The 5,981-nt window shown below is 42.2% G+C and carries 2 tRNA genes and 3 rRNA genes; all 5 read right to left on the reverse strand.

Annotated elements, in window-relative coordinates:
* Positions 1–150: 150 nt before the first annotated feature.
* The 5 genes from rrf to L8Y18_RS08320 all read right to left on the reverse strand — a co-directional run bounded on the left by rrf (position 151) and on the right by L8Y18_RS08320 (position 5,694).
* Positions 151–267 (reverse strand): 5S ribosomal RNA (gene rrf, locus L8Y18_RS08300).
* Between the two features lie 295 nt (positions 268–562).
* Positions 563–3,470, reverse strand: a 23S ribosomal RNA gene (locus L8Y18_RS08305).
* 455 nt (positions 3,471–3,925) lie between these two features.
* Positions 3,926–4,002 (reverse strand) — tRNA-Ile (locus tag L8Y18_RS08310).
* 8 nt (positions 4,003–4,010) lie between these two features.
* A tRNA-Ala gene (locus tag L8Y18_RS08315) sits at positions 4,011–4,086 on the reverse strand.
* A 95-nt stretch (positions 4,087–4,181) separates the two neighbouring features.
* Positions 4,182–5,694 (reverse strand): 16S ribosomal RNA (locus L8Y18_RS08320).
* Together the 16S, 23S and 5S rRNA genes with 2 tRNA genes alongside form the textbook arrangement of a ribosomal RNA operon.
* Positions 5,695–5,981: the final 287 nt, after the last annotated feature.

Below are 5,981 nucleotides of genomic sequence, written 5' to 3' on the forward strand. Positions count from 1 at the left end.
TAACTAAAATAACTAAAATAACTAAAATAACTAAAATAACTAAAATAACTAAAATAACTAAAATAACTAAAATAACTAAAATAACTAAAATAACTAACAATAAAAATAAATATAGGATTATATATAAAGTAAGAATAATAAGAATTAACAAGTCCGCAATGAGCTACTTTCCCCCTGCCAGTAAGGCGTAGTATCATCACCCACGATGTGCTTAGCTTCTTGGTTCGGGATGGAGCAAGGCGTCTCCACATCTGTATAATCACGGACATTGTTATTTAAATATTCTATTTAATATAGCATAATAAAAACAATCAATAAGATTTAAACATAAAAATTATTTTTATTTTAACTTTCATCTTATTCTTATATTTAGATGTTTTATTGAACTAAATACTTTATTGTTTCATTTTAGAATACTTAAAAAACAATGTTAAGAGCAAGTTCTAATATAAACTTTACTTATAAGATTTTATAAACTTAAGAATGTAATTTTTATATAAATATTTCATATAAAAACACTCAAAGCTTTATTAAAAACCTTAACAAGGAAGTGATGCTTAAATAAGATAAGCCAAACGCTCTATTAGTACTGGTCAGCTAAAGGACTTTCATCCATTACACACCCAGCCTATCAAACTAGTAGTCTTCTAGAGAGCTTAGAGAAGATTCATCTTAGAGTTGGCTTCACGCTTAGATGCTTTCAGCGTTTATCCGTTCCAAACTTAGCTACGCTGCGATGCTCTTGGCAGAACAACAGCTACACCAGTGGTTTGTTCAACCCGGTCCTCTCGTACTAGGGTCAAATCTCTTCAATCTTCTTACGCCCACGGCAGATAGGGACCGAACTGTCTCACGACGTTCTGAACCCAGCTCGCGTACCGCTTTAAATGGCGAACAGCCATACCCTTGGGACCTGCTCCAGCCCCAGGATGCGATGAGCCGACATCGAGGTGCCAAACCTCCCCGTCGATGTGAGCTCTTGGGGGAGATCAGCCTGTTATCCCCGGGGTACCTTTTATCCTTTGAGCGATGGCCCTTCCACACAGAACCACCGGATCACTAAGACCGACTTTCGTCTCTGCTTGACTTGTATGTCTTGCAGTTAAGCTGGCTTATACCTTTATACTCTACGAACGATTTCCAACCGTTCTGAGCCAACCTTTGTAAGCCTCCGTTATTATTTGGGAGGCGACCGCCCCAGTCAAACTACCCACCAGACATTGTCCCACTTGAGGATAACTCAAGCTGGTTAGCTACCCAAATAAGAAAGAGTGGTATCTCAACAACGGCTCATATACAACTGGCGTCATATACTCAAAGCCTCCCACCTATCCTGCACATTCTTATCCAAATAGCAGTGTCAAGCTGTAGTAAAGGTCCACGGGGTCTTTCCGTCTTGCCGCGGGTAGGAGGAATTTTCACCTCCACTACAATTTCACTGGATCCCTCTTTGAGACAGCTCCCATCTCGTTACGCCATTCATGCAGGTCGGTATTTAACCGACAAGGAATTTCGCTACCTTAGGACCGTTATAGTTACGGCCGCCGTTTACTCGGGCTTCGATCAAGAGCTTCGCTAATGCTAACCCCATCAATTAACCTTCGAGCACCGGGCAGGCGTCACACCCTATACATCCTCTTACGAGTTAGCAGAGTGCTGTGTTTTTGGTAAACAGTCGGGAGGGACTCTTTGTTGTAAGTTTCTTCGCTTTCGGAGTAAATCCTAATACGAAGCGAACCACACCTTATACCGAAGATACGGTGCTATTTTGCAGAGTTCCTTAAAGAGAGTTCTTCCACGCGCCTTAGAATACTCATCCCACCCACCTGTGTCGGTTTACGGTACGGGCAACATTAGCTAAACTTAGAAACTTTTCTTGGCTCGACGGCATCAGCAATTCTCCTCGCTGTCCGAAGACTTTGAAGAGCCTTTCAGTTCTCGGAGTATTGTTATACGGATTTGCCTATATAACCTCCTACGACCTTAGACTAGCACTTCCATCCGCTAGCTTGCTTAGCCCTAAGCGTCCTTCCATCGCACACTAATGTTGGTATTGGAATATTAACCAATTTGCCATCGTCTACCCCTTTCGGACTCGACTTAGGACCCGACTAACCCTACGATGACGAGCATCGCGTAGGAAACCTTGGGTTTACGGCGTTAATGATTCTCACATTAATTATCGCTACTCATGCCTGCATGCTCACTTCTATTCGCTCCAGCACTCCTTACCGGTATACCTTCGGCGCAAATAGAACGCTCTCCTACCACTTGATAAAATCAAGTCTACAGCTTCGGTACTTACTTTAGCCCCGTTATATTTTCCGCGCAAAATCACTAGACCAGTGAGCTATTACGCTTTCTTTAAAGGATGGCTGCTTCTAAGCCAACCTCCTGGTTGTTTAAGTAACTTCACATCGTTTTCCACTTAAGTAAGATTTAGGGACCTTAGCTGGTAGTCTGGGTTGTTTCCCTCTTGACGACGGATTTTATCACTCGCCGCCTGACTGCTGTGATTACATATAAGGTATTCGGAGTTTGATAGGGTTTGGTACATTGGTGTATGCCCTAGCCCATTCAGTGCTCTACCCCCTTATACTACGACACAACGCTATACCTAAATATATTTCGGAGAGAACCAGCTATCACGAAGTTTGATTGGCCTTTCACCCCTATCCACAAGTCATCCGGGGGCTTTTCAACGCCTATCGGTTCAGTCCTCCACTAGTTCTTACACTAGCTTCAACTTGCTCATGGATAGATCACTTCGTTTCGGGTCTGCAGCATCTGACTTAAGCGCCCTATTCAGACTCGCTTTCGCTACGGCTTCGCGTGTGCTTAACCTTGCCAGACACCACAACTCGCAGGCTCATTATGCAAAAGGCAGTCCATCACACTGTATTGCTACATAGTGCTCTGAATGATTGTAAGCAAATGGTTTCAGGTTCTATTTCACTCTGATCACCTCAGTTCTTTTCACCTTTCCCTCACGGTACTTGTGCACTATCGGTCTGGTAGTAGTATTTAGGGTTGGATCGTGGTCGACCCAGCTTCAGACAGGATTCCTCGTGTCCCGCCCTACTCAGGATACTGCTAGCTAAGGTTTGGTTTTCGTATACGGGACTATCACCCTCTATGGCTACACTTTCCAGAGTGTTCTACTAACCTTACCTATTGCACATTGCAGTCCTACAACCCCCAGTGCAAGCACTGGGTTTGCCCTCTTGCGCTTTCGCTCGCCGCTACTGACGCAATCTCTATTGATTTCTTTTCCTGTAGGTACTAAGATGTTTCAATTCCCTACGTTCGCTCCATTATGGTAGTATATATCTCTATATACTGGGTTGCCCCATTCGGAAATCTACGGATCAAAGCTTCTTGACAGCTCCCCGTAGCTTATCGCAGTCTAGTACGTCCTTCATCGCCTTTACCAGCCAAGGCATCCACCATTCGCTCTTAATAGCTTACCTTTTAAATTCATTCTAAAACGCATCACTTCCTTGTTAAAGTTTTTATGATAATACTTTACTATCTTAAGACGGAAAGCATTTAAACACTTAATAAAACTAAAAATATTAGTCTAACTAAGTTGTGAGTTTAAAACTTGTCTTTAACTAAAAGCTAAAGAAAAGATAGTTAGGTTTTATCCTTTAACAAGTCCTGTAAAATTGTTTTTATTAAAACTTGCTTGTGACTCTTAACAATGATAATTCAAATAACATTAAATAACTAATCTAATATATAAAATATTCTATTATTTATTTAGCTTAGGTCTTAAAACCTAAAGGAAGTATATATAAAGAGTTTAAATAATTTAAAAACATAAGTAATAAAGTATTTTACTTTACTTATTACTTTATATTAGCTATATACTTGCTTTAAGTTTTAAAACTTTATTATATGATTGATAAACAAATCTTTTTTATGGTGGGCCTAACAAGACTTGAACTTGTGACCTCACCCTTATCAGGGGTGCACTCTAACCAGCTGAGCTATAGGCCCTTAATAAATGGTGGAGAATAGCGGGATCGAACCGCTGACCTCCTGCGTGCAAAGCAGGCGCTCTCCCAGCTGAGCTAATTCCCCAAAATTAGCTTTTCATCAATCTTTGAAATCTAAACAAGGATGATTGAGTCTATATATGAACTGATAGTTGTGAGACTTATCAGTTTGTACTCTAGAAAGGAGGTGATCCAACCGCAGGTTCTCCTACGGTTACCTTGTTACGACTTCACCCCAGTCGCTGATTCCACTGTGGACGGTAACTAGTTTAGTATTCCGGCTTCGAGTGAAATCAACTCCCATGGTGTGACGGGCGGTGAGTACAAGACCCGGGAACGTATTCACCGTAGCATGGCTGATCTACGATTACTAGCGATTCCGGCTTCATGCTCTCGAGTTGCAGAGAACAATCCGAACTGGGACATATTTTATAGATTTGCTCCACCTCGCGGTATTGCGTCTCATTGTATATGCCATTGTAGCACGTGTGTCGCCCTGGGCATAAGGGCCATGATGACTTGACGTCGTCCACACCTTCCTCCTCCTTACGAAGGCAGTCTATTTAGAGTGCTCGGCCAAACCGTTAGCAACTAAATACGTGGGTTGCGCTCGTTGCGGGACTTAACCCAACATCTCACGACACGAGCTGACGACAGCCGTGCAGCACCTGTCTCTAAGTTCTAGCAAGCTAGCACCCTCTTATCTCTAAGAGGTTCTTAGGATATCAAGCCCAGGTAAGGTTCTTCGCGTATCTTCGAATTAAACCACATGCTCCACCGCTTGTGCGGGTCCCCGTCTATTCCTTTGAGTTTTAATCTTGCGACCGTACTCCCCAGGCGGTACACTTAATGCGTTAGCTGCATTACTGAGATGACTAGCACCCCAACAACTAGTGTACATCGTTTAGGGCGTGGACTACCAGGGTATCTAATCCTGTTTGCTCCCCACGCTTTCGCGCCTTAGCGTCAGTTAAGTTCCAGCAGATCGCCTTCGCAATGGGTATTCTTGGTGATATCTACGGATTTTACCCCTACACCACCAATTCCATCTGCCTCTCCCTCACTCTAGACTACCAGTTTCCCAAGCAGTTCAACGGTTAAGCCGTTGGATTTCACAAGAGACTTGATAATCCGCCTACGCGCCCTTTACGCCCAGTGATTCCGAGTAACGCTTGCACCCTCCGTATTACCGCGGCTGCTGGCACGGAGTTAGCCGGTGCTTATTCCTTAGGTACCGTCAGAATTCTTCCCTAAGAAAAGGAGTTTACGCTCCGAAAAGTGTCATCCTCCACGCGGCGTTGCTGCGTCAGGGTTTCCCCCATTGCGCAATATTCCCTACTGCTGCCTCCCGTAGGAGTCTGGACCGTGTCTCAGTTCCAGTGTGACTGATCATCCTCTCAGACCAGTTAAGCGTCATAGCCTTGGTGAGCCATTACCTCACCAACTAGCTGATACTATATAGTCTCATCCTACACCGAAAAACTTTCCCTACTCAACTTATGTTAAGCAGGAGTATAGAGTATTAGCAGTCGTTTCCAACTGTTGTCCTCTTGTGTAGGGCAGATTAACTATACCTTACTCACCCGTGCGCCACTAATCCACTTCTAGCAAGCTAAAAGCTTCATCGTTCGACTTGCATGTATTAGGCACGCCGCCAGCGTTCACTCTGAGCCAGGATCAAACTCTCCATAAAAAATATAGATAGTTTAATCTTTTTCTTCAAAGAAAAAGTATTTTAAAGATTAATAAAATAATCTTTAATTATTAATTGATAGATTTACATTATTAAGGTAAATCTCTGGCTCAATCGATCACTTATTTAGATTTCAAAGATTGACTATAAGATTTGATTAACAATATTAATAATTTAAAGAACAAATATTAAAAATTAAGATAAAAATCTTAAGTTTTTTAAATCCCTTTTATTTGAAAAGGAAATGAAATTATAGCAGTAAAAGCTTAAAGTTTTATTAAAATTGG

The organism is Campylobacter sp. CNRCH_2007_0968H, from assembly GCF_025773245.1.
GTDB lineage: Bacteria > Campylobacterota > Campylobacteria > Campylobacterales > Campylobacteraceae > Campylobacter_D > Campylobacter_D lari_D.